Annotated in this window: 19 protein-coding genes and 1 tRNA gene; 9 read left to right on the top strand and 11 right to left on the bottom strand. The window is 31.7% G+C overall.

Features of this window, described 5'->3' with window-relative positions:
• Positions 1–6 precede the first annotated feature (6 nt).
• The 4 genes from ABXT66_RS09580 to yaaA all read right to left on the bottom strand — a co-directional run bounded on the left by ABXT66_RS09580 (position 7) and on the right by yaaA (position 3,749).
• The gene (locus ABXT66_RS09580) at positions 7–1,287 is read right to left on the bottom strand and encodes a TRAP transporter large permease (RefSeq protein WP_443643283.1); all 1,281 of its coding nucleotides are present in this window, start codon (positions 1,285–1,287) and stop codon (positions 7–9) included.
• Complete coding sequence (locus ABXT66_RS09585; RefSeq protein ID WP_443643284.1) at positions 1,284–1,817, bottom strand: TRAP transporter small permease; 534 nt, start codon at positions 1,815–1,817, stop codon at positions 1,284–1,286. The genes ABXT66_RS09580 and ABXT66_RS09585 overlap by 4 nt, the downstream gene beginning before the upstream one ends.
• Before the next feature lie 67 nt (positions 1,818–1,884).
• Positions 1,885–2,910, bottom strand: a complete 1,026-nt coding sequence (locus ABXT66_RS09590; RefSeq protein WP_443643285.1) for a TRAP transporter substrate-binding protein — start codon at positions 2,908–2,910, stop codon at positions 1,885–1,887.
• A gap of 80 nt (positions 2,911–2,990) precedes the next feature.
• The gene (gene yaaA, locus ABXT66_RS09595) at positions 2,991–3,749 is read right to left on the bottom strand and encodes a peroxide stress protein YaaA (RefSeq protein ID WP_443643286.1); all 759 of its coding nucleotides are present in this window, start codon (positions 3,747–3,749) and stop codon (positions 2,991–2,993) included.
• A gap of 152 nt (positions 3,750–3,901) precedes the next feature.
• Here yaaA and ABXT66_RS09600 point away from each other — a divergent pair, with 152 nt between their 5' ends.
• A complete protein-coding gene (locus ABXT66_RS09600) occupies positions 3,902–4,792 on the top strand; it encodes a DMT family transporter (RefSeq protein WP_443643287.1) in 891 nt (296 codons plus the stop codon).
• A 15-nt stretch (positions 4,793–4,807) separates the two neighbouring features.
• Here ABXT66_RS09600 and recQ read toward each other — a convergent pair whose 3' ends face one another.
• From recQ to lepA, 4 genes are all read right to left on the bottom strand, one after another.
• The gene (recQ, locus tag ABXT66_RS09605; protein ID WP_443643288.1) at positions 4,808–6,622 is read right to left on the bottom strand and encodes a DNA helicase RecQ; all 1,815 of its coding nucleotides are present in this window, start codon (positions 6,620–6,622) and stop codon (positions 4,808–4,810) included.
• A 64-nt stretch (positions 6,623–6,686) separates the two neighbouring features.
• Positions 6,687–6,776, bottom strand: a tRNA-Ser gene (locus tag ABXT66_RS09610).
• A gap of 252 nt (positions 6,777–7,028) precedes the next feature.
• Positions 7,029–7,244 (bottom strand): hypothetical protein, encoded by a 216-nt coding sequence (locus ABXT66_RS09615; RefSeq protein ID WP_443643289.1) that lies wholly within the window; start codon positions 7,242–7,244, stop codon positions 7,029–7,031.
• Positions 7,245–7,277: 33 nt separating this feature from the next.
• Positions 7,278–9,080, bottom strand: coding sequence for a translation elongation factor 4 (gene lepA, locus ABXT66_RS09620; protein WP_443643290.1), 1,803 nt, complete (start codon positions 9,078–9,080; stop codon positions 7,278–7,280).
• A gap of 272 nt (positions 9,081–9,352) precedes the next feature.
• Here lepA and leuA point away from each other — a divergent pair, with 272 nt between their 5' ends.
• The 5 genes from leuA (at position 9,353) to ABXT66_RS09645 (ending at position 14,318) form a co-directional block, all read left to right on the top strand.
• Entirely contained in the window at positions 9,353–11,023 is a 1,671-nt protein-coding gene (leuA, locus tag ABXT66_RS09625) for a 2-isopropylmalate synthase (protein WP_443644737.1), read from the top strand.
• A 9-nt stretch (positions 11,024–11,032) separates the two neighbouring features.
• Positions 11,033–11,953, top strand: coding sequence for a CAF17-like 4Fe-4S cluster assembly/insertion protein YgfZ (gene ygfZ / locus ABXT66_RS09630; protein ID WP_443643291.1), 921 nt, complete (start codon positions 11,033–11,035; stop codon positions 11,951–11,953).
• Between the two features lie 150 nt (positions 11,954–12,103).
• Positions 12,104–12,664 (top strand): cell cycle transcriptional regulator TrcR, encoded by a 561-nt coding sequence (locus ABXT66_RS09635; RefSeq protein WP_443643292.1) that lies wholly within the window; start codon positions 12,104–12,106, stop codon positions 12,662–12,664.
• A 69-nt stretch (positions 12,665–12,733) separates the two neighbouring features.
• A complete protein-coding gene (purE, locus tag ABXT66_RS09640; RefSeq protein ID WP_443643293.1) occupies positions 12,734–13,240 on the top strand; it encodes a 5-(carboxyamino)imidazole ribonucleotide mutase in 507 nt (168 codons plus the stop codon).
• The gene (locus ABXT66_RS09645) at positions 13,233–14,318 is read left to right on the top strand and encodes a 5-(carboxyamino)imidazole ribonucleotide synthase (protein WP_443643294.1); all 1,086 of its coding nucleotides are present in this window, start codon (positions 13,233–13,235) and stop codon (positions 14,316–14,318) included. Before purE ends, ABXT66_RS09645 begins: the two co-directional genes overlap by 8 nt.
• Here the strand turns inward: ABXT66_RS09645 and ABXT66_RS09650 are convergent.
• Both ABXT66_RS09650 and ABXT66_RS09655 read right to left on the bottom strand, forming a co-directional pair.
• Positions 14,311–15,231: a homoserine O-succinyltransferase gene (locus tag ABXT66_RS09650; protein ID WP_443643295.1), complete on the bottom strand. Its 921-nt coding sequence runs from the start codon at positions 15,229–15,231 to the stop codon at positions 14,311–14,313. The genes ABXT66_RS09645 and ABXT66_RS09650 overlap by 8 nt on opposite strands.
• A gap of 19 nt (positions 15,232–15,250) precedes the next feature.
• Positions 15,251–15,988 carry a COQ9 family protein gene (locus tag ABXT66_RS09655; protein ID WP_443643296.1) on the bottom strand — a complete coding sequence of 246 codons (738 nt, stop codon included), beginning with the start codon at positions 15,986–15,988 and terminating at the stop codon, positions 15,251–15,253.
• Positions 15,989–16,154: 166 nt separating this feature from the next.
• Between ABXT66_RS09655 and rpsU the strand changes: the two genes are divergently transcribed.
• The 3 genes from rpsU to ABXT66_RS09670 all read left to right on the top strand — a co-directional run bounded on the left by rpsU (position 16,155) and on the right by ABXT66_RS09670 (position 19,443).
• The gene (rpsU, locus tag ABXT66_RS09660; RefSeq protein ID WP_022726141.1) at positions 16,155–16,358 is read left to right on the top strand and encodes a 30S ribosomal protein S21; all 204 of its coding nucleotides are present in this window, start codon (positions 16,155–16,157) and stop codon (positions 16,356–16,358) included.
• A 124-nt stretch (positions 16,359–16,482) separates the two neighbouring features.
• Positions 16,483–18,045 carry a Re/Si-specific NAD(P)(+) transhydrogenase subunit alpha gene (locus tag ABXT66_RS09665; RefSeq protein ID WP_443643297.1) on the top strand — a complete coding sequence of 521 codons (1,563 nt, stop codon included), beginning with the start codon at positions 16,483–16,485 and terminating at the stop codon, positions 18,043–18,045.
• 15 nt (positions 18,046–18,060) lie between these two features.
• Positions 18,061–19,443 carry an NAD(P)(+) transhydrogenase (Re/Si-specific) subunit beta gene (locus ABXT66_RS09670; RefSeq protein ID WP_443643298.1) on the top strand — a complete coding sequence of 461 codons (1,383 nt, stop codon included), beginning with the start codon at positions 18,061–18,063 and terminating at the stop codon, positions 19,441–19,443.
• A 3-nt stretch (positions 19,444–19,446) separates the two neighbouring features.
• Here the strand turns inward: ABXT66_RS09670 and ABXT66_RS09675 are convergent, their stop codons facing one another.
• Entirely contained in the window at positions 19,447–20,820 is a 1,374-nt protein-coding gene (locus ABXT66_RS09675; protein WP_443643299.1) for an ABC1 kinase family protein, read from the bottom strand.
• Positions 20,821–20,846: the final 26 nt, after the last annotated feature.

Below are 20,846 nucleotides of genomic sequence, written 5' to 3' on the forward strand. Positions count from 1 at the left end.
TAACAATTAGTTTCTCATTAAGTTTGGTAGAAAAGTTGAAATTTCTGGGACATACGTAATTATAAGAAGTACTATAATATTAACTAAAAGAAACGGCCATATACCGCTTATGATTTTAATTACAGGCTTGTTTAAGGTTGAGGATGCAACAAAAATATCCAGGCCAAATGGAGGTGTTATCATCCCAATTCCTATATTTAATGTCACAATAAGCCCAAAGTGTATTGGATCAATTCCTAGAGAAACTGCGACTGGAAACAGCGGAGGGACTAGGATTAAAAGTGCTGAGTTGGGATCTATAAACATCCCTGCAAGAAAAAAAGCAATATTTACAACTAATAAAAAAGTAATCATACCAGCATCAATATTTATAAGAAAATCTTTAAGAATATCAGGTACTTGAATAATAGTTATAAAAAAAGAAAGAACACTCCCCATAGCAAGTAATATAAAGATTACTGATGAAGAAATTGCTCCCCTTTCTATTATTTTAAAAAAATTAGACCAATTTAGATTTTTATAAATAATAGATTCAACCAGAAGTGCATATATAACACTTATTGCTGCAGCTTCTGTTGGAGTAAATAAACCTGAATAAATGCCCCCTAATATAATTGCAGGCATTCCAAGAGCCCATTTTGCTTGCATAAACTTACCTAAAATTATACCTTTTTCCCTTTTAATATTTGAAATCATGTTATTTTTTCGACTTTCAAATATTACTAAAACTGCAAACGCTAATCCTAAGAAAATTCCTACAGCTAAACCTCCAGCAAAAAGAGCAGTTATAGACGTTCCTGTCATCCAACCGTATATGATCATGGTGATACTTGGTGGTATTAAAATAGCTGTTTCTGCACTTGAAACAATTAGTCCAAGACTAAATTTTTCACTAAAGCCAGCTTTCTTTAAATCTGGATACATCAGCTTACCAATTGCAGCAACTGTTGCTGCAGCAGAGCCTGATACTGACCCAAAAGCCATAGCACTTCCAATAGTTGTATGTCCAAGTCCTCCAGTAAAATGTCCAAAACATGCTTTAATAAAATTTGTTAATCTTCTTGCTATCTCACCAGAAGACATAATTTCTGCAGCAATGATAAAAAAGGGAATAGCAAGTAAAGTTGAGTGATTAATTCCACCTACCATTTTTTGAATAATAACTGTGTCTGGTATAGTAGAAAAGAATATTTCCTTTACTATGAGCGCAGGAACACCCAGAACAAGAAACATTTCAAAACCAAATGCTAAAAGGGTTAATGCAAAAATAACTATAAGAAATATCATCCGTCTTCCTTAATATTAGTTACTAAATGATGTTTTTCATTGAATCTATTTTTAAAATTTAGAAAGCTTAATGCATATCGAATAGAAATAAGTAAGAAACCTAATGTAGGAGCCACATATAAAACAAACATTGGTATGTTTAACGTTGGACTTACCTGTCCAGAGTTATAAACAAATATGGTGATTTTCAAACCTAACCAAATACAATATAATGAAAAAATAAACCCTAACAAATCAATGATTTTACCAAAATAAAGAAAATTCCTATTCGAAAAGGAATTTATAAAAGTAGTCATGGCTATATGACGCCCTCTATCAAATGCAATTCCTAAAGACAGGAAAACAACCCAAACCATAAGTAAACGTGATGCTTCGTCAATCCATGCAAATATACTTGCATATTGAGGAGTAATTTCTCTAACGATCACATTTAATCCATACAGACTTATCATGGAAACCGTAAAAAAAACTATTAAAAATCTTTCTAAAAACAATATGTTTTTAAGAACAAATTGAAGTCTATTTGACATAACTAATCATATTTAATTAAAAGAAATAACCCTCAGATAAATCTGAGGGCCATAACAATTTATTAACTTATTTTGTTAACCGAGTATATTCAGAGCCATATAACGACATCAATGCACTGCCTGTGTCCTTAGCTCTATCAATATAAGCTTTTTTAGCATCATCAAACATCATGTCTCGCATTTTCATTCTTTCGGTAGAACTTGCTACTCTGACGTTAATACCAGATTTTTTAATATGATCTAAAGCAGCTTTCTGTCCCGCAATTGCGCGTTTTTCAAGTCCAGGTATAACTTCCATAAAAGTAGACCTTATAATATTTTGATAATTTTCTGGTAATTTACCCCACCAAGATGGGTTAAACAAAACTATATCTTCCATTGCACCATGTTCTGAAACTACTAGATTTTTCTGAACTTCATAAAACTTCATAAATCGAATGGTTGTCAAAGGATTCTCTTGACCATCAACAACACCATTTTGCAATGATGTGTATAACTCTCCAAAAGGCAATGCAATTGCAGACGCGCCTAAGGAATTAAACTGTTCGATCAGAATTTTTGAATCCATAACTCTAAATCTTTGACCTTTAAAGGCACTTATATCGTCTAGAGATTTATTAGAAGTAAAGTTTTTGAAACCATTTGGCCACCATCCTACTGCAGTAAAACCACTTGCATCAAAGGATTTTAAAAGAGCTGCACCAAAAGGGCCTGCTCTTAATTCACGGGCCTGGTCAATATTTGAAGGTAATAAATACGGAATATCTAAAACAGAGATAGCAGAGTTAAAGCCGCCTAAGAATGCTGCTGGAGAAACAGTTGCCTCTAATGTTCCCATTTGAACACCTTCGTTCATCTGTCTAGCATTACCTAATTGAGCAGATGGAAATAGTTTAAATTCAACAGCTCCATTGGTTCTTTTTTTTACAAGATCCGCAACAATTTCTAACGTCTTATGTCTAGGCTGCTTTGCTGACTCTAAATGGCCAATTTTTGCTGTAAACTCCGCTGCATTTACTTCTGCATTAATTAAAAATCCAGACGAGCCAAAAGCAACAAGAGCTAGTGATAAAATTATTTTTTTAATATTCATAAATATCTCCAATTTTTTAAATAAATATTGAGCAACTTGGACAAAGAAATGTCAACTTAATCTTTCAAAAATTATAGTCTTTAAGACACATTTCTTATAAAGACAATCTGATCATTGTTTGATTTTTCAGGATAAAACAAATATCCATTTAAATTGAACTTTTTTAAATCAGCCTCGTCTAACACACGATTCTGAATTATAAAACGAGCCATTGCTCCACGTGCATTTTTGGCATAAAAACTTATAATTTTTTCTTTCCCATCCTTACGTTCTAAAAAAACTGGGGTAATTACTTTTAATGATAATACATTAGGTTTAATGACATTAAAATATTCATTTGAAGCGCAATTAACCAATATTTGAGTTTTAATTTCTTTTCCATACCGATTTAGACTTGTAGTTATTTTATCATTCCAATATTCGTAAAGCGAATTTCCGTGCCCTCCTTGCAATTTACTTCCCATTTCAAGTCGGTAAGGCTCTATGGCGTCTAAAGGTCTTAATAAACCATACAACCCAGATAAAATTCTTAAATGCTTTTGTGCCCAAAGAATGTCATCTGAACTCATTGTTTCAATGTCTAAACCTTTGTAGGTATCCCCTGCAAAAGCAAAAGCCGCAGCTTTTTTTTCTTGATTACCAAAATCTTGAAATCTTTCTCTATTTAACTCTGCAAGTTTTGGGCTAATATCCATAAGTTTTTGTATATCATCGACAGTAAAATCACGGGCTATATTTACTAGCTCATTCACATTATTCGAAAAAACAGGTTGCGTTTCTGTAAATTTATTAATTGGTTTCATATTTAGTTTTTTTGCAGGTGAAACAACAACTAGCATTTTCTTCTCCTTAATTAGCAATTAGCTATAAAAATTAATGCATTTCCCGATAAAAGTCTAGGTGATGATTTTAATCATAATAAATTTAAAGCATTATAAATTATGTGATAGACAATTCATAAATTATTAAACTTTATAATGTTGGTTTAGAAATGAATTTTCTTTTTTCACAAAAAATTGTACCGGTAATTCTTTTAATATTATTAGTTTTAGTTTGGAGTTCTGTTTGGTCTTTATTTAGGGTTGCTATGGAAGTAATTCCCCCTTTAAGTTTTAGAGTTATTATTGGATTACCTGCTTTCATATTATTATTATTCCTTGGTTTTAAAAAAATGAAAACAGTTAATATTCCTTCAAACGAATGGAAGTCTCTTCTGTTAATAAGTTTTTTTAATGTAACGTTGTGGCAAGTGCTTATGTTATACGGAATTGGAATGCTCGGTGGCGGCAGAGCTGCTATCTTAACCTATACCATGCCCGTTTGGGCGACTATTTTTGCCTCTATATTTGGTTATGAAAAAATTAATATTTCTATAATTATTTCATTAATTTTTGGAATGTTTGGCATATTTTTTCTTTCTATTGAAATAAATATTTTTGAAAATATCTTTGGCTTTTTGATAACACTCTCTGCCGGTTTAAGTTGGGCAATAGGCACAATGATAGTAAAATATGGAGGTATTAAATCAGATGGATTAATTGTAGCAGGTTGGCAACAAATAATCGGCATACTACCAATTATACCTTTTGCATTCTACTTTGATTTGAGTAACTTTGGATCAATTGAGTTTAGACATATACTAGTGATTCTATTTGGAATCTTTTTATCAAGTGCTTATACATATTGGGCTTATTTTACCGTTTTACAAAAATTTTCAGTCAATATTACATCTATTTCTGTAATGGCTGTTCCAGTTTTAGCTATTTTAATTGATTATATTATCGTTGATGTTGTGTTTTCCCTGTTTGATTTTATAGCTTTAATTTTTATAGTTACAGGTATTTTTGTGGCTGCTAAAAAACCATTTAATAATAATAATTAATACCCATACTTACTTTTAGGAATATTCTACTATCTTATCTATAAATAACTTGCCATACTTTTCGAACTTTGTTGTCCCTACACCGTCAATTTTAAGCATATCTGTCTGATTGTAAGGTTTAGTTTGTGACATTTGTATAAGAGAAATATCATGAAATATAGTATAAGCTGGTAAGTTCTTCTCTTGGGCAATCTTAAGTCTAAGGGCCTTAAGAGCTTTAAGTAAATTTACACTTTCATTTGATATATCTTTATTTTCATATCTAATATTTTTTGTTAATTTTTTTTCTAATTTTACCAATATATCTTTATAAAAAAAACTTGTATTATTCTTTAATACTTCAACACCAATATTAGTTATTTGAACCGCACCGTATCTTTGAAAATTTATTTGCAGGTGTCCATTCGCTAGTAATTGTCTTAAGAATGATTGCCAAAAGTTCTTTGATTTATCTTTACCAATTCCATAAACAGATAAGTTTTGGTGCCCTCTTTCAATAATTTTTTTATCCTCTGATCCCCTAATAACATTTATAACATGAGCCTGACCAAAATATTGGCCAGTCTTATAAATTGTCGACAACAATTTTTGGGCTAGGACTGTTCCATCAATTAATTTAGGAGGATTTAAACAGTTGTCACAATTATTACAACTCTCAGAAAAATCATCAAAATAAGCTAATAAAACTTTTCTTCTACACTCAGGTGTTTCGGCGTAAGATAATAAATAATCTAATCTTTTATTTTCCCTTAATTTATGCTCATTATCTGCATTACTCTCTTCTACCATCTTTCTTCTAATTACTAAATCGTCTAAACCATAAATTAGTAATGTATTAGCAGGTTTCCCATCACGACCTGCCCTTCCAATTTCTTGATAATAAGCCTCCATACTTCCAGGAAGATTTAAATGAACAACAAATCTAATATCGGGTTTATCTATTCCCATGCCAAATGCAATTGTAGCAACAACAATATGAGCATTAACTGTCATAAATATATTTTGAACGTTTTTTCTAACTGACGCATCTAAACCAGCATGATAAGCACTGGCATAGAAACCTTTTTCAATTAAAAAAGCAGAAACCTCTTCGGTTTTGTTTCTTGATAAACAGTATATTATTCCAGATTGACCTTTTCTAGAATTTAAGAAATCAATTATTTGTAATTTCCAGTTTGTTTTTTGGTAAACAGAAAGACTTAAATTTGGCCTATCAAATCCTTTAACAAATACTTTGGGGTCATTATCAAAAATTTTATTTATAATATCTAATCTTGTAGATTTATCTGCTGTTGCAGTAAAACCAACAATGTTGCTATTTGGGAAAATTTTTTTTAATTGTGATAATTTCTCGTAGTCTGGCCTAAAACTTTGACCCCATTTTGACACACAATGTATCTCATCAATGACAAACAAACCAATTTCAAATGATTTTAAATTATTGATCATATGATCAGTCATTAGTCTTTCAGGTGAAATATAGATAATATTAGATTTACCATTTTTAAAATTATTCCATGAGGAAGTTAGTTCTTCTCTAGATTGGTTTGAATGCAGTTGTTCAACATTTACACCACATTCTTTTAAGCTGGAAACTTGATCTTCAATAAGAGCAATCAGTGGCGCTATAACTATGGTTTTTTTTTTAGATATTACGGCTGGTAATTGATAACAAAGTGATTTGCCTGCACCTGTAGGCATTATAGCAAGTGTCTGTTTTTTGCTTAAAATGTTTTCAACTATTTCTTTTTGCCCATATCTATAATTTGAAAAACCAAAAACATTCTTTAATATTTCAATCGCTTTTTCATTTAGTTGTAAAGAGTTCATAAATTTATAAAAAGTTTTTTAAAAGATTAACGCATAAAATATTAAAATTAAATACTGTGTTTGTTGGCGGAGAGGAAGGGATTCGAACCCTTGAGAGGCGTTAACCCCAACACGCTTTCCAGGCGTGCGCCTTAAACCGCTCGGCCACCCCTCCAAAAAATTAGGACTTTACAACAACAAATTTTTGCTAGCAAGCTAATATAAAGTATTATTTTATTGAAATAATAATTATAACTTTCTAATAAAGTAATTGAAATATATTTTAGGAACTAAATTTGATAATTGGAAGAATATTAATACTCCTAGGAGTCTGCTTTTTCTTACTGACCTTGATAAGCAATTATTTTGACATTGCATTACAATTCAATAATAAGTTGGAAATAACTCAATTAGGTCAACTTTGGTTTTATTTTTCACCAAGCACTCTGCAACTTACTGAAGCTATAATAAGCAGATATATAGACCCATGCTCTGCCCTCGATGTATTAAATTGCTCTGGGTTCATTTGGCATCCTTTTATAACATTTATTTTGTCTTTACCTGCCGCACTTGTTTTAGCTATATTAAGCTTTTTATTTATGGCATTTGGATTAAGAAAATCTAGAAGGACTAAAAATTTCAATAAAAATAAAACAAACGAGCTGAATAAATTTAATTAATTATCTCCCATCTTAAGTGCTTCAAAAAATGCATTTTGAGGTATTTCAACTTTTCCAAATTGTCGCATTCTTTTTTTACCTGCTTTTTGCTTTTCAAGAAGTTTCTTTTTACGTGTAATATCACCCCCATAGCATTTTGCTGTAACATCTTTCCTCATAGGTGCTATAGTTTCTCTAGCAATTACTTTACCTCCAATTGCAGCTTGTAATGCAACTTTAAATAACTGCCTAGGTATTAAGTCTTTTAATCTTGTGCATATAGCACGCCCTCTGTTTTCAGCTTGGTCTCTATGACTAATCATCGCTAAAGCATCAACAGGTTCTCCATTAACTAAAATTGATACACGTACAAGATTACCTTGCTTGTAACTATCTATTTGATAATCAAAACTAGCATAACCCGACGTCATACTTTTTAATTTGTCGTAAAAATCAAATACCACCTCATTTAATGGTAATTTATAGACTATCATTGCTCGAGTGCCAGCATAGGTAAGATCTATTTGTTCTCCTCTTCTCTCGGTGCATAAAGTCAAAACAGACCCAACATATTCATCCGGCACCATAATAGTGGCTTTAATCCAAGGTTCTTCTATAAAATTGATATGGTTTATATCTGGTAAATCTGCTGGGTTATGAAGTAAAACATTTGTTTCATCAGTTTTTTGAACTTTATAGACTACTGAAGGTGCCGTTGAGATTAACTCTAAGTCAAATTCTCTAGTTAATCTTTCCCTAATAATTTCCATATGTAACAAGCCTAAAAAACCACATCTGAATCCAAAACCTAAAGCAGCAGAGGTTTCTGCTTCATAACTGAAAGATGCGTCATTTAAAGATAATTTACTAAGAGCCTCTCTGAGATCAGAAAATTGAGCATTGTCCATTGGGAAAAGTCCACAAAAAACAACAGGTACAGACGGCTTAAAACCTGGCAACATTGTTTCGATTGGATTTCTTTCATCTGTTATAGTATCTCCAACTTTACAGTCTGCTACAGTTTTAACTGATGCGGTTATAAATCCAATTTCTCCTGGTCCAAGAATGTCCACATCTAAGATTTTTGGCGTAAATATTCCCAATTTTTCAATTGTATGTGACACTTTAGTAGACATAAAACGAATTTTTTGACCTTTTTTTAAACTTCCCTGCACTACTCTTACTAATGTTAAAACGCCAAGATATGGGTCATACCAACTATCTATAAGAAGTGCTTGAAGAGGAGCGTTTATATTACCTTCTGGAGGTGAAAGTTTTTCTACAAGAGAGGCTAAAACTTCTTTTATACCTTGACCTGTCTTTGCAGATACCTCAATACCCTCTTCTCCAGGTAAACCTATTACATCTTCAATTTGTTTTCTAATTCTTTCAGGCTCAGATGCGGGTAAATCTATTTTATTAAGAACTGTTACAATTTCGTGATTCACTTCAATAGCTTGGTATACATTAGCAAGTGTTTGTGCTTCAACACCTTGAGAGGAATCAACAACTAAAAGAGAGCCTTCACATGCTGACAAAGATCTAGAAACTTCATAAGCAAAATCAACATGACCAGGAGTATCCATTAAATTCAATGTATAAGTCTTATTATCTGTATGTTTATATAACAACCTTACTGTTTGAGCCTTAATTGTTATACCTCTCTCTCTTTCTATATCCATATTATCGAGAACTTGCTCTTTCATATCTCTTTCAGCAAGCCCCTTACATTCTTGAATAAGTCTATCAGCAAGTGTTGATTTTCCATGATCAATGTGAGCTATGATTGAAAAATTTCGTATTAGATTAGTGTCTGTCATTAATATCCTACAAAATGATTTTTAATTATAAACATTTTACTGCAAAGTAGTTTCTAATATGGTAATTTGCAATATTAAAAATGTTTTAATATTTGTTAAAACTTGACTAAATAAATACTCAATTGATAAAGTCTAAAAATTATGAAATTAAAATATAATTCACATCCTGCAATGGTTTTAAATTTATTAAGTAACCCGTACTCTGCGGAGTACGGGATAGCCGGCTTATTAATTAATTAAACTTAAGTTTTGAACTTAGTAAAAGGTAAAGAATTATGAATAATAACTATAATAAATACAATCCATACCCACCTATCAATATTCCAAATAGGCAATGGCCGAACAAAACGATATCCAAAGCTCCTACTTGGTGTTCAGTAGACTTAAGGGACGGCAATCAAGCGCTTGTAGAGCCCATGGATGCCTCAAGAAAAATGAAAATGTTTAAACAATTAATTCAAATGGGCTTTAAAGAAATTGAGATTGGTTTCCCTTCCGCATCTGAAACTGATTATAATTTTGTAAGAGAATTAATTTTAAATAATCATATTCCTTCAGACGTGACTGTTCAAGTGCTAACTCAATCAAGAAAAGTACTCATTGATAAAACTATAGAGAGTCTAAAAGGATGTCATAAAGCTATTATACACCTCTATAACTCCACAAGTACCTTACAGAGAGAAATAGTTTTCAAAGAAACTATGGATGGCGTGAAAAAAATTGCCACAGATGGTGCTAAAATAATTGTTGACCAATTGTCTAAATTAAATCATTCAGATATTAGGTTACAATATTCACCCGAGAGTTTTACAGGAACTGAGTTACCTTATGCACTTGAGGTTTGTGAGGCAGTTTTAGATGTTTGGAATGCAACTGAAGACAAACCAGTTATAATTAACCTTCCCGCAACTGTTGAAATGTCTACTCCTAACATCCACGCAGATCAAATTGAATGGATGGGAAATAGTTTTTCAAATAGAAATTCTGTTATTTTATCTCTTCATCCTCATAATGATCGAGGTACAGCTATTGCTGCAACAGAATTAGCCTTAATGGCAGGGGCAGATAGAGTTGAAGGGACTTTATTTGGTAATGGTGAAAGAACTGGAAATGTTGACCTTGTTACACTTGGTCTAAATTTATTTACTCAAGGAATAAATCCTAATTTGGATTTTAGCCAAATAAATGATTTAATCGAAACGGCAGAGTTTTGTAACAGACTTCCTGTGCATGAACGTCATCCATATGCAGGATCTTTGGTCCATACTGCATTTTCAGGCAGTCATCAAGACGCAATTAGAAAGGGTATGGATGCAATAGAGAAAGCCAATAGTGATAAATGGTCTGTTCCATATCTTCCTATAGACCCCGCTGATATTGGACGTGACTATGAAGCTATAATCAGAGTAAACAGCCAATCTGGTAAAGGCGGAACTGCTTGGATACTTGAGAACGACCATCAAATAAGATTACCTAAAGGTGCAGAAGTTGAGCTATCTTCAAAAATACAAAAGATTGCTGATACAACTGGCAATGAAATTACAAGTGATATAATATGGAAAATTTTTTCAGAAAATTTTATCATCGACGAACCTTTTACTTTAATTAATTTTAATGTTGAAGGCGCAAATAGAGAATCTAATTTAGAAATCATTAACACTAAAATTAAATATAAAAATAAAATTTTTGAATTTTCATCTCAAGGTAATGGTCCAATTTCGGCATTTGTTAATGGAATACGCGAAAATTTTGATTTACAATTTACGTTAGAAGATTTTGGCCAAAATACTAGAAGCGCAACATCTAAAGCTGAAGCTGCTGCTTATGTAGAGTTAAAAGTTGAAAATGGTCAAAAATCTATTTTTGGATGCGGTATTAATACTAGCATAACTCTAGCACCAATACTCGCAGTAATAAGTGCTTTAAATAAGTTTAAAGATTAAATTTCTATTATGAAAAATGAAAATATATTTCTTAATAACAGAGCTGTTTTAAAAATTTCAGGTCCTAATTTTTTAACTTTTTTAAATAATATTTTAACCTCTGATATTACTAAAATAAAATCAAAAGAAGTAGTGCCTAGTGCATTATTATCTCCACAAGGTCGTATTTTATTTGATATGTTAATTAGCTTGGGTCCTATAAAAAATATAGATGATTTAGGTTATATTTTAATTGAATGTGAAGTTACACAAGCAGACGATTTATTTAAGAAAATTACTATTTATAACTTAAGAAAAGAAGTTATTATAGAAAAAACTAAATATAAAGTTTTTGTAACAAAAAATCCTAAAAATCACCTCCATTCTTTGATTGATAAGAGATTTTTTGAAACAAGTATAGGAAGATTCTATAAAGATATCGAAATTGAAAATATATATTTAGAATGTAATGTAACTTCTAGTAAGGATATAAATTGGTATAATTCATTAAGATATATAAATTGTATTCCTGAGGGACCAAAAGAAATTATACCTAATGTTTCTCTCCCTTTAGAAATCAACCTAGATTTATTAGGTGGCATTAATTTTGAAAAAGGTTGTTTTATAGGCCAAGAAGTTAACGCAAGAGTAAAGTGGAAAGGATTAGTTAAAAAAAAATATGTGCCTATAATTATGGAAAACAAAGATTTATCAATCACAAATTATAATATAGATAATGAGAATAAAATTTTTTTAAAAGATATTGAAATTGGTAAAATTATGTCACTCGCATACGATAAAATTGTTAATAAGTATTTTGGAATAGCTATTATAAAATTAGTTCATCTATATAATTTTGAAGAAAACTCGGATTTGGAATGTTATCATGAAGAATCGAAGATCAAAATTAGATTTCCTCAATACTTATTACCGCTCCCAAAAAAAACATAAATTTCTTAGATTGACAAAGTTAAGGTTTCAAATTAATCAATATTTCACTTATCTAATCAAAATTATTCTTACTCAAAACATAGTTTATGTTATTGTATAGATGTTATTTTTTGTGTTAAATTTTAACTAAATTAATTGGAGTCATATAAAATGTCATCACTTCTAATGCCTAAAGCAACAGCTGTATGGTTAATAGACAATACAGCCTTAACATTTGAACAAATTGCAGAATTTTGTGGCCTACACTTACTTGAGGTTCAGGCAATTGCTGATGGCGACGTAAGTCAAGGTATATTAGGATTTGATCCAGTTTTGAATGGACAATTGACCCAAGAAAACATAGATGAATGTTGTAATGACAGTAGTCTGTTTTTAACAAAATCTTCTTCGTCATTGCCAGATACAAAAGCCAAATCCAAAGGACCCAAGTATATACCGCTAGCAAGAAGAGGTGACAAACCAGACGCAATTGCATGGATAGTAAAAAATCATCCCGAGGTAAAGAATAGTCAAATTTCAAAACTTATTGGCACAACAAAAGATACAATTGAAAAAATCAGAACAAGAAGCCATTGGAATATTTCAAATATAACTGCTAAGCACCCTGTATTATTATCTCTTTGCTCTCAAGAAGATTTAGAAAATGCAATCATAAAAGCAGGTGGTAAAATAGAGACTGACGAAGATAACAGTTTTTCTACTAGTAACTAGAAAAAATTTTTAGTTATAATGTGAATTAGAATTTACAATGTATACAATATATTTATTTAGAGACTAATTATGGATAATGAAAATATCATCCCACTGGTAGCTTTAATTATGGGAAGCCAAAGTGATTGGGAAACAATGAAGTTTTCGGAGGACATATTATTAACACTTAAAATACCATTTATTACAAAAATTATTTCAGCACATAGAACTCCAGAAAGAATGTATAAGTTTGCTAGTGAATCTGAAAATAATAAAATTCAAATTATTATTGCAGGCGCCGGTGGCGCTGCGCACCTACCTGGTATGGTTGCTTCACACACAAACGTTCCAGTCATAGGAGTTCCTATTGAATCTTCATGTCTAAAAGGTATGGATAGTTTACTTTCAATAGTTCAAATGCCTGGAGGAGTTCCTGTCGCTACCATGTCTATAGGAAAGGCAGGAGCAATTAATGCAGCTATTTATGCAGCTAAAATACTGAGTTTATCAAATGTTATTATTAAAAATACATTAAACGAATGGATTTTAACGCAAACAAATAAAGTTCCCATTACACCTAATAAAAATAATGATTAACAAAAACCTACCTATATTACCAAATGAGAAAAATGTTATAGGCATCCTTGGAGGAGGACAACTAGGTAAACTAATAGCTCTATCTGCTTCCAAATCTGGATACAAAACCCATTTGTATTGTCCTAGGGGCGACAACCCTGCTGAGATGGTTGTTGATAAGGTTACTAATGGAGAATGGAATGACTTTGAGAAGTTAGTTCAATTTTCAGAAGATGTTGCTTGCGCAACTTCTGAATTTGAAAATATTCCTTCTAAAACATTAGAACTTCTGTCTGGAAATACAAATGTAATACCCAGCAATATTGTTTTTAGATGCGCTCAAATAAGATCAAAAGAAAAAGAAATGGCTTTGAAGTCAGGGTTTAATACGCCTAAGTGGTTTCTTATAAAAAACACAGATGATTTGATAACAGCAACTCAATCCCTTGGTAATAAAGCCATTTTAAAAACTAATTCATTTGGATATGATGGAAAAGGGCAATTTAGAATTAATAGCAACAGTAATCTATTTGAAATATGGGAAAAACTAGGAGCAGTTGAATGTGTATTAGAAGAGCTATTAGATTTTAAAAGAGAGATTTCTATTATGTATTTTAAAAGCACGGATAATACTGATGGTTTTTTTCCTCTTTCAGAAAATTTTCATGAAAATGGTATTCTAAAGAAGACTATTGCACCAGTCATTTTAAATGATGCCATTAAAGATGAGCTAAAACTTAAAACAAAAAAGTTGTCTGAGAACCTAAATTTCTATGGTATCCTTGCCATTGAGTTATTTCAACTTGTTGATGGAAGTATTATTTTTAATGAGATAGCACCTCGGCCTCATAACTCGTTCCATTGGACCCTAGATGGCTGTGAGAACAGTCAATTTGATATTTTAATAAGAACTATTTGTGGATTGCCTGTTAAAGACGTCAAGTGTAATACTAGGTGGGAGATGAAAAATATAATAGGCGATGACGCAAATAATTTAAATGAAATATACAGCAATCAAAATTATTTATTAAATTTATATGGTAAAAAAAACATTAAGCCTGGAAGAAAAATGGGACATTATAACAGAAAAATTATTTAATTTTTTTTTTACAAAAATCAAACGGAACATCTTGATAAACTTCATTTATAAAGTTCGTAAATAATAAAAAAGCATATGGACGCCATCTATTTATTGGCTCTTTTGTAGTATCATCATTAGGAAAATAATTTACTGGAACTGATATATCAATTTTTGCAGATTTGTCTCTAACAAACTCATCCTTTAAAGTTTTTGCATCATATTCTAAATGATTAAATATAAATAAATCTTTTGTTTGTGGACACCTAACCATACCAATACCAGAAACTTTAGAAAAAGCTAAAACTTCTAGTCCAGCATTTAAAATTTCACTTTCCTTATTTTCAGTAAAACGAGAAACAGGCATTGGAAACCTATCAATAAAACCATGCATTAACCTATATTTTTTTTCTTGATTCAAATTATGATCATACACTCCAAATAATTTATTTTTAATTGAATGTTTTTCAATATTATGAAGAGCTTTCAATAAAGCTTGTGCTCCCCAACATATTCCTATTTTTCTAAAAACGTTTGTTGAAGACCATGCAATAATTTTTTTTAATTCATCCCAATATTTTACTTGTTCAAAAGGAATAGTCTCAACTGGGGCCCCAGTAATTATTAAGACGTCATAGAAATTATCTTTAACATCATCGAGATTTTTATAAAATGCTAAGAGATGATCTTTCTCGGTATTTTTGGGGGAGTATGTTTCTGTAGTCATTAGAGTTAATTCAATTTGCAAAGGAGACGCTCCAAGAATTCTTGCAAATTGAACTTCCGTTTGAAGTTTATGAGGCATTAAGTTTAGTAACAAAAATTTTAATGGTCTAATATCTTGTTTTTCTGCACTACTACTATCTATAACGTCCACAGATTCTTTTAGAAGCTCTTTTCTTGCGGGTAAACTATCATGAATTTTTATCGGCATATTGTGTTATCGCTTTAAATCAAAATGGTTTACTGAAAGTTGAATTCTTCATTTGATTTAATTTTTTAATAATGTCAAATACAGATTTAATATTAATAGTATTTTTAGTATTTTTTAAATTAGAAGAAAAACTTTTTAACTCATTAAAAGGTTTTTTAAATTTAGAAATTTTTGAAATATCATTTAACCTTCTATCTAAAAATTGCTCTGTGTTTTTATTATCAATAGATTCATCATTAAACCAAAAAAATAGTGTTGAACTATAAACAGCAGCTAAGGATATTCTTTTAGTATAAAATGAAAAATCAGTAGCATTATCGCCTGAAATTCTCCAAATAGAATTACATGTTCTATAAAGCATTTTAATTGATTTTTTAGAGTTTTTTGGAAGCGCGGTTATTGATAGCGATGATCTAATAGCTTCTTTATATTTGTGGCATAAAGAAAATCTCATAAGAATTAATTTTTTAATCTTTTCAGGTATTCTTTGTGGCTTGTTTTCTATATCATTATAATTATTTTTAACTTCAATATCAATTACCTCAGAGAAGACTTCTATAAAATCAATGGCACCGTTATGAAATAAATTCTTATATATATTTATTCGTTTGCTTTCAGTTTTACTCTGCTCAAAGCTAATATCAGCAGCCCCATTTTCCATAGCAACCCATGTCCATCCATCAAATGGAACGTGAGGCAGCATAGCTCTAACTAATTCAAACTTAATATCTGTATTATCTATTATTTTATTAATCATAATGCTTACCATTAGGTTTATTTAGATAGATAATTAAATGATCTTTATAATTAATTCAATTAAATATGAAATAAAACAATTTTAAGTACTAAAAAAACTTGCAATTGAGTGATGTTATGTGTTACTTCGCTACTTCAGTTATTTTAAATTAAATTAGGTTATAAATATGTATGTGTCTGTTCGTGACAATAATGTAGATCAAGCTCTTAGGGTATTAAAAAAGAAAATGCAAAGAGAAGGCATGTTTAGAGAAATGAAAAATAGAAGGGCTTACGAAAAACCTTCTGAAAGAAGAGCAAGAGAGATGGCAGAAAGTACTAGAAGAGTTAGAAAGTTAATGAGGAAAAGGTTAGAAAGAGAAGGTTATTAAACTTACTTTTGATAATATTTTATGTAAAACCGCATATTTTGCGGTTTTTTTTTGTAGAACTTTAATAATATTGAGTTTTTTGATATTAATTCATAATTAAGATTTATGTAAGGAGTCATTCGATATGAGAATTGGTAGCCCAAAAGAAATATTTAAAGGTGAAAACCGAGTCGCAATGACACCTGATAGTGCAAAACATCTTCAAAAATTAGGTTATGAGTGCATAATAGAAACTGGCGCAGGCAACAATTCTAATTTTTCAGATAAAGATTATAAAGAAGCTGGTGTTAAAATAGCTAAAACTAAAGAACAATTATGGAAAGAATCAGACATAATTTTGAAAGTTAGAGCTCCTGAAAAATCAGAATTTTCAACAGTTAAATTAGGTCAACTTATTATAAGTTTTATTTGGCCAGGACAAAACAAAGCACTGCTTGATAGCCTTAGCAAGAAAAAAGTTACAGTACAGGCTATGGACATGATCCCAAGGATTAGTAGAGCACAAAAAATGGATGCTTTATCTTCTATGGCTAATATCGCTGGATATCGAGCCGTTATAGAGGCTGGAAATCAGTTTGGCAGATTTTTTACTGGTCAAATTACAGCTGCAGGTAAAGTTCCACCTGCTAAAATTCTTGTAATTGGTGCAGGAGTAGCTGGATTAGCGGCTATAGGTACCGCACAATCAATGGGAGCTATTGTTAGAGCTTTTGATGTAAGGCCAGAAGTTGCAGAGCAAATAGAATCAATGGGTGCCGAATTTCTTATGCTGGATTTTGACTCAGACGGTACTGGTGAAGGTGGATATGCAAAACCAGCTTCAAAAGAATTCATCAAAAAAGAAATGGAACTTTTTAGAGCTCAAGCTCCAGAAATTGATATTGTTATTACGACTGCACTAATTCCAGGTATGCCTGCACCGAAACTTTGGCCAGCTGAAATGGTAGACCTAATGAAACCTGGTTCAGTAATTGTTGACCTAGCCGCAGAACAAGGTGGAAACTGTGATGTTACAGTCCCCAATAAAATGATAGAGACAAAAAATAAAGTTAAAGTAATAGGATATACTGACTTACCAAGTAGAATGGCAACGCAATCTTCTAATTTATACTCAACAAATACCCGACATATGATAGATGACCTAACTCCTGAGAAAAATGGTATACCTTATGTCAATATGGAAGACGATGTAATTAGGGGAGCTACAGTCCTACACAAAGGAGAAATAACTTTCCCACCGCCAAAGCCCAAAATTGTAGCTATAGCAAAGCACACAAATGAAAAGGTTAAAGAAAAAACACCTGAAGAAATTAATAAAGAAAAAATCGAAGCTGAAAAGAAATCAGGCCGTTTACAAGCCATGCTTCTTATAATTGGGGCTTGCTTAACTTGGTATATAGGAATGTACGCACCACCTGAATTTATGCAGCATTTTATTGTTTTTATATTATCATGTTTTGTTGGTTATCAAGTAATATGGAACGTAGCACACTCACTTCATACTCCGCTTATGGCAGTAACTAATGCTATTTCAAGTATAATTATACTTGGAGCTTTATTACAAATGAAGACTGACAACGATATTGTTAGCATTTTGGCATTAGTTTCTATTTTTATTGCAACTATAAATATTGTTGGTGGATTTATGGTTACAAAAAGAATGTTAGCAATGTTTCAAAGAAGTTAAATAAAGGATTATAGAATGACCATAGGAATATTAACTGCTTCATATATCACTTCTAGTGTACTTTTTATCCTAGCTTTAGGGGGATTAAGTAATCAAGAAAAAGCAAAACGAGCAGTATGGTATGGTATATTTGGAATGGCTATTGCCGTTGCGGCCACAATTTTTGGTAATCAGGTGTTTCTAACTGATTGGTTAGATTGGCTTATTGGAGCAATAGTAATTGGCTCCGCTATTGGAGTTATAGTTGCAAAAAAAGTTCAGATGACAGGCATGCCACAGCTTGTTGCAGCACTTCACTCATTTGTTGGATTAGCAGCTGTTTTTATTGGGATTAACTCAGCACTACTACCACATTCTGGTTTTTCGAGTTCAGAACTGACAATACATAATATTGAAGTTTTCTTAGGAGTGTTTATTGGAGCAATAACCTTTACTGGATCTATAATAGCTTTTGGAAAATTGTCTGAGCTAATTACTGGAAAGGCTCTAATATTACCAGCTAGGCATGCTTTAAATATAATAATGTTATTAGCATGTTTAACTCTTGGATATATGTTTCTTGACCATGCCGGTAGCTGGACACTTATAGTCATGACAATCATTGCTTTTATAATTGGAGCTCATTTAGTACTAGCTATTGGAGGTGCTGACATGCCAGTTGTAGTTTCAATGCTCAACTCTTATTCTGGATGGGCAGCTGCAGCTACAGGCTTTATGCTAGGTAATGATCTTTTAATAGTCACAGGGGCGCTTGTAGGATCTTCCGGAGCAATTCTTTCATATATTATGTGCAAAGCTATGAATAGAAATTTTCTTTCTGTTATTCTTGGTGGATGGGGAGACACAACTGGACCTACTATGGACATTGACGGTGAAATGATACCAATAGACATTGAATCTGTTGCATCTGCATTAAATGACGCAAATAGAATAGTTATTGTCCCTGGTTATGGGATGGCTGTAGCACAAGCTCAAAGTGCTGTTTCCGAGTTAACATCGAGACTAAGAGCCCAGAAAAAAGAGGTTAGGTTTGGAATACACCCAGTTGCTGGACGTCTTCCCGGACATATGAACGTTTTGCTGGCAGAAGCAAAAGTCCCATATGATATTGTCCTTGAAATGGATGAAATTAACTCTGACTTTCCTGACATTGATGTCGTTATGATACTTGGTGCAAATGACATTGTGAACCCTGCAGCCCAAGAAGACCCTAATAGCCCTATAGCAGGAATGCCTGTACTAGAAGTTTGGAAGGCTAAGCAAGTTTTTATTTCAAAAAGAGGTCAAGGAAGAGGTTATTCTGGAATTGAAAATCCACTATTCTTTAAAGAAAATTCAAGAATGGTTTATGGTGACGCAAAAAAATCTCTGGATTCTATATTAAAAAATATTAGCTAGCATTCAATGTTTCTGTGTTAAACCTGATTTTTTAATAGCTGCTTGTTGTTTTTTTAGCAATTCCTGTTCATTAAAATTACCTACCAAGTCATTAAAAATTCTATACCAATTTACTTCAGCCTTGAGATGCATAAAAACAGAACCTAAACCTACGGCAGCTCTATCCATTAATACAAATTCTCTAGGTGGCTTAACACCACCTATTTTTTTTAATTCTTCGTGAACCTTTTCAGCAGTTTCTCTTCCATATTGTCCTGAAGCGCTAGGATTAATTAACCTGACCTTATCTTCTAATAGTGGTTGGTAAATGAAATTAGCCCATATATTTAATACACTTATTAATTCTTTTGAGGGATTTTCAAATCCCCATCTTTTATAAGCATTTACTGCTTGTTCTTCATTTCCATCTCTAAGCGCTTTATATAATTCTATTACACCAGTTACAAAATCAGGCCTAAAAATTCTTATACATCCAAAATCCATTAAGTTTATTCCACCATCAGGTCGAATAGAGTAATTACCTAAATGAGGATCTCCATGTATTACTCCGAATTTGTAGAAAGGTACGTACCAGGCTTTAAACATATTCATTGCAACCTGATTTCTAATTTCTATGCCAGAGTTTTCAGAGATGAATTGCATGATTTTCATACCATCAATTCTAGTCATTGTAAGAAGTCTATTAGTAGACAAACTATCTATTGGTTTAGGTAAAGTTATCTCATTATAATCAGACAACATATGTCTATAAAGATTCATATTTTGTATTTCATGAGAATAATCTAACTCTTCTTTTAAACGATCGGATAATTCTTCATGAATAGATTTAGTTGAAATAGCACTGTCATACTTCTCATATAATGAAAAAATTAACTTAAGTTGTTTTAAGTCAGCTTGAACAGCTGACCCCATATCTGGATATTGTAATTTACAAGCTAATTTCTGACCTTGATTATCTTCAGCGAAATGAACCTGCCCTAAAGAAGCTGCAGCAGAAGCACTTTTACTAAAATCCTTAAAATGAGTTAACCAGTTTTCTCCTAATTCAGCTTTCATTCTTCTTTTTACAAAAAGCCAACCCATTGAAGGAGCATCTGCTTGAAGGTGAGATAATTCATTTACATATTCTTTGGGAAGAGCATCTGGTATTGTTGCTAAAATTTGAGCAACTTTCATGAGCGGCCCTTTCAACCCACCTAGGGCAGCTCTTAAGTCAGCAGCATGTTGTTCTCTATCTATTTTTATACCTAAATATTTTTCTCCTGCTAATCTAGCAGCTAGACCGCCCATAGCAGACGTAACTTTTGCATATCTTTTGAATCTTCCACCTGTCATTGAAGAGCTTAGTTCGTCATTCATATTATATTTATCTTTCATAAAATAGATAACCCAATCATAAATTC

Origin of the sequence: Candidatus Levibacter sp. Uisw_134_01 (assembly GCF_047717795.1) — a bacterium.
Taxonomy (GTDB): domain Bacteria; phylum Pseudomonadota; class Alphaproteobacteria; order Puniceispirillales; family Marisalimonadaceae; genus Marisalimonas.

Coding starts and splice junctions, on each gene's coding strand:
- ABXT66_RS09580 (WP_443643283.1), bottom strand. CDS start 1,287: ATGATATTTCTTATAGTTATTTTTGCATTAACCCTTTTAGCATTTGGT.
- recQ (WP_443643288.1), bottom strand. CDS start 6,622: ATGAACTCTTTACAACTAAATGAAAAAGCGATTGAAATATTAAAGAAT.
- purE (WP_443643293.1), top strand. CDS start 12,734: ATGGATAATGAAAATATCATCCCACTGGTAGCTTTAATTATGGGAAGC.
- lepA (WP_443643290.1), bottom strand. CDS start 9,080: ATGACAGACACTAATCTAATACGAAATTTTTCAATCATAGCTCACATT.
- ygfZ (WP_443643291.1), top strand. CDS start 11,033: ATGAAAAATGAAAATATATTTCTTAATAACAGAGCTGTTTTAAAAATT.
- rpsU (WP_022726141.1), top strand. CDS start 16,155: ATGTATGTGTCTGTTCGTGACAATAATGTAGATCAAGCTCTTAGGGTA.
- ABXT66_RS09590 (WP_443643285.1), bottom strand. CDS start 2,910: ATGAATATTAAAAAAATAATTTTATCACTAGCTCTTGTTGCTTTTGGC.
- ABXT66_RS09645 (WP_443643294.1), top strand. CDS start 13,233: ATGATTAACAAAAACCTACCTATATTACCAAATGAGAAAAATGTTATA.
- ABXT66_RS09670 (WP_443643298.1), top strand. CDS start 18,061: ATGACCATAGGAATATTAACTGCTTCATATATCACTTCTAGTGTACTT.
- ABXT66_RS09655 (WP_443643296.1), bottom strand. CDS start 15,988: ATGATTAATAAAATAATAGATAATACAGATATTAAGTTTGAATTAGTT.
- yaaA (WP_443643286.1), bottom strand. CDS start 3,749: ATGCTAGTTGTTGTTTCACCTGCAAAAAAACTAAATATGAAACCAATT.
- ABXT66_RS09635 (WP_443643292.1), top strand. CDS start 12,104: ATGTCATCACTTCTAATGCCTAAAGCAACAGCTGTATGGTTAATAGAC.
- ABXT66_RS09600 (WP_443643287.1), top strand. CDS start 3,902: ATGAATTTTCTTTTTTCACAAAAAATTGTACCGGTAATTCTTTTAATA.
- ABXT66_RS09650 (WP_443643295.1), bottom strand. CDS start 15,231: ATGCCGATAAAAATTCATGATAGTTTACCCGCAAGAAAAGAGCTTCTA.
- ABXT66_RS09665 (WP_443643297.1), top strand. CDS start 16,483: ATGAGAATTGGTAGCCCAAAAGAAATATTTAAAGGTGAAAACCGAGTC.
- ABXT66_RS09585 (WP_443643284.1), bottom strand. CDS start 1,817: ATGTCAAATAGACTTCAATTTGTTCTTAAAAACATATTGTTTTTAGAA.
- ABXT66_RS09675 (WP_443643299.1), bottom strand. CDS start 20,820: ATGAAAGATAAATATAATATGAATGACGAACTAAGCTCTTCAATGACA.